Origin of the sequence: Saccharopolyspora sp. 6M (assembly GCF_020176775.1) — a bacterium.
Taxonomy (GTDB): domain Bacteria; phylum Actinomycetota; class Actinomycetes; order Mycobacteriales; family Pseudonocardiaceae; genus Saccharopolyspora_C; species Saccharopolyspora_C gregorii.
The window spans coordinates 9,110-12,454 of sequence record NZ_JAIUJZ010000250.1 but is presented as its reverse complement, the minus strand read 5'-3'; the positions used below and the strand labels follow the sequence as shown (position 1 = coordinate 12,454).

Genomic DNA, 3,345 nt, shown 5'->3' with positions numbered 1-3,345 from the left:
GGAGTCCCCCTGCCCTCCCGCACGCGCGGCCGCCGCGCGCATCCCGGCCGTGACGTGCGGATTCCCCCGCCGCGGGCGGGGGGGGGGGGGGCGGGGGGGGGGGGGGGGGGCGCGGCCGATGACGGTAGCGGTGGTGGCCGGGTCGGTGAGTTCGTGCACGGTCGCGCCATCGAGGGGGCGGGGATCGAAGCCGGTGGCCAGCCACAGCACGCCGCAACCGGTCGCACGAAGCCGGTTGATCAGGCGTTTACCGCCGGTGGCGGCGTAGTCCTGGAACTTTCCGTCACTGATGATCACGAGTAGGCGGGCCGCGCCGGGGTGGGCGAGGTCGAGTGCTCCGTCGAGGGCCTTGATCGCACGGGGGAGGTCTTCGTCGTCGTCTCGGCAGGGGAACTCGGTGACGTGGCCGGGGGCGCTGCCCGGGTGCGTGATCGGGCGGACGTGGCGTCCGAAGATCACCGTCGCGGTCCTGGCCGGGGTGGTGGTGTGCCGGGTGGCGTGCGCGAGGATCCAGGCGGCGGAGGCGGTGTCGCGGGCGGCAGGGCGCATGGATCCGGAGACGTCGCAGGCGATTCCGACGCGCAGCGGCGGGGCGGGGGCGATGCGGCGGGTGGTGTGGGTGAACGGTTCGGCGGTGGGCTTCTGTCCGGCGGCGCGTTGCGCGTCGGCGGCCAGTGCGCCACGCATCCGCAACCGTCCCGGCGGCACCGGTGAGGTGGTGCGGACGGTGTGGCGTTCGGTGATCCCGGCGGTGGTCAACGCGCGGGCCAGGCTGCGGGCTGCGCGCCGTTCGTGCGGGGTGGGTGCCCGTGTGTCACCGAGCGGGGTGTCCCCGGTGCCGGGATGGCCGTCGTCAGCGAAGACGGTCTCTGCGATGTGCCGCGTGGCGGCCGCTTCGGCATCGTCTTCGGCCGTGGCAGCGGCAGGAGCGGCACTCATGCCCGGGGGTGTTTCCCTGGCAACGTGGTCTGCGACCCGGTCCACGGTGCGCCGTACCGCGTCCGCCAACGGTGAGGGTGCAGGGGTAGCACCGTCCGAATCGGACTCGTTCTCCTCACTACTGCCGCTGCCAGTGGGGGTGTCGGGGTCTGTGCCGACGGCATCACACCACCGGCGGCCGAGGTCGAGCATCGTTTCGGCGTCGTCGTCAATGACGGTGTGGGCCTGCTGCCAGATGCCGCGCAGGGTGGTGAGGGTGTCGGTGGTGAGGACATCGCGGATCATGCGCCGAAGCCCGCTGGTTTCGGTGGGGGTCAGGATTCCGGCGTCGGTGCGGGCCAGCAGCAGCCCGGCCGCTAGCGCGGCGTCGGGGGCAGTCATGCCCGAAGTGGGCATGTCGGCGAGGATCAGGTTGCGTGCCGACGCGCGCAGCCAATGACGATCATCCGGGCGGCGCCGCAGGTGGGCTGCTTCGATGCGGGACTCCTCGAGCAGCATCGCGGCGGCCACCGCCCCGGGCGGTGCGTCGGTGGGCGGGTCCCATCGGGAGTGCTGGGCGTGTGCGCATTCGTGGGTGAACAACCCCCACACCGTCGCGTACCGGGTGCGGTCGGCCGGGTCGGATGGGTCGGCGGTGGCGGGGTTGATCTTGCCGAGGTGGGTGCCGTTGATCTCGATGGACGCGTGCGGCGGCAGGAAGCAGGCCGGGGCGCCGTGCCCGGCGCCGGGGGCGATGTCCACGACCAGGTCGTCGCGGTCGGCGATGATCGGCGCCTCCTCGGTCAGCGCGGCCGACAGACTCAGCCACGAAGGCGATAGCGGTGCGGGAAACGAGGTGCGAGTCGCGGCGGGATCGGTGACCACATGCGTGCTCATGGGCGGGAATGTCCTTTCACAGCAACAGGAAATACGAACCGGAACGGGTGGGGCGGGCTAGATGCGCCCGCCGAGGGCAAGCGGGGCGATGGCCCCGCCGAACACGGACCGCACGACGCCCGCGACGGTGTCGCGGTCCTCCTCCGGGGCGAGGTTGAGCAGGTTCCCGGCCGCCGCGTTCGTCCCGAGTACGCCCGCGATTCGGTCGAACGCGATCAGCTCCCGCAGTTGTGGTGCCCACCCGATTTCGCCCGCGCGCTGCTTGGTGGCGAGGTTGCGGGCGATGCGCACGGCTTTCGGTTCGATCTTGAGTTGGGCGGCGAGGTCGTAGTCGCTGGAGACCTGGATGTGCGCGGAAAACCGGGACGAGAGCGCGTCGGTGACGATGGCTCCGTGCACCCCGGGGTTGTGCCCGGCGATCACGTAGAACCCCGGCGCGGTGGTCACCTTTTCGCCGCCGTTGGCTTTGATCACGACTTCACGGCGGCCGTCCATCGCCGGGTACACCACCGCTAGCACGGTCGGCGGAATGAGCGAGGCGTCGTCGATGAACAGCGGGCGGCCTTCCCGCATGGCGTGCACGAGCGGCCCGTGCACGAACTCATACCGGCCGTCGGGGGTTTGGGTGTACTCACCGACCAGATCGGCGACGGTGGTGTCACCGTCCCCGGACACCGTGAGCAGGTCCGGGAACGCAGCCTCCGCGATCGCGGTCTTCCCGGTCCCGGGCGGGCCGTACAGCAACACCGGCACGTCGGCCTCGCGCAACTTCCGCAACGCGGTCACGTCCGGGAGCCCGGCCAGGGTGCGCGGGTGGTACTGCTGCCCGTTCGGCCGCGCCACCGGACCCGACACCGCCACCGCCGACGACACCGCCCCCGGCACCGTGGACCCGGCGGCCTTCCCCGGCTTCCCGGCCGCGCCCGCCTTCCCCGGCTTCGGGGAGGTGCCGATGGTGTCCGCCGTGGCGGCCTTGCGCGATGCCGGGGCGCTGCTGGTCGTGGTGGGCTTCTTCGCCGTGGCACCGGTTTTCGCCGTCGCGCGGCCGGTGCCGGACTTCGCCGCCGGGGCCGCCTTGCTGCCCGCGCCGGTGTCGGCGGGGGGCGTGGCGGCCTTGCGGGTGGTGCGGGTGGCCTTGTAGCGCAGCGGCGCCGCGCTGGTGACCTCCGCCGCACCCTCCTCGGCCAACTTCTTGAGCGCGTTGCCGACCGCACCGGCCGACCGGTTCAGTGCCGTGGCCACCTGGCGGGGGCTGTGATCGGCTTTCCGGTCGGCGGCCAGCACCCCGGCCACCTGAGCGCGCAGCTCGCCGTTCCGCAACCGGCCGGACGACGGGGCGGGGGTGGTGGGTGTTGTGGTCATGATGGGTACCTCCGGGGATGTGATGGGGTCAAGCGCGGCGGGGGGGGGGGGGCCCGCCCCCCCCCCGGGGGGGGGGGGGGGGGGGGGGGCCCCCGGGGGCCGGGGGGGGGTTTGAAAAGGGGGGGCGGGGGGCCCCGGCCCCCCCCGGGGGGGGGGTGCGCCCCCCGG

Annotated in this window: 2 protein-coding genes; both read right to left on the bottom strand. The window is 73.4% G+C overall.

Going from position 1 to position 3,345, the window contains the following annotated elements:
• Positions 1–1,803 (bottom strand): hypothetical protein (locus LCD31_RS26355; RefSeq protein WP_308015872.1); only part of this gene is annotated, 1,803 nt, incomplete at its 3' end.
• A gap of 69 nt (positions 1,804–1,872) precedes the next feature.
• Positions 1,873–3,177: an AAA family ATPase gene (locus LCD31_RS26350; RefSeq protein ID WP_224962433.1), complete on the bottom strand. Its 1,305-nt coding sequence runs from the start codon at positions 3,175–3,177 to the stop codon at positions 1,873–1,875.
• Positions 3,178–3,345 lie beyond the last annotated feature (168 nt).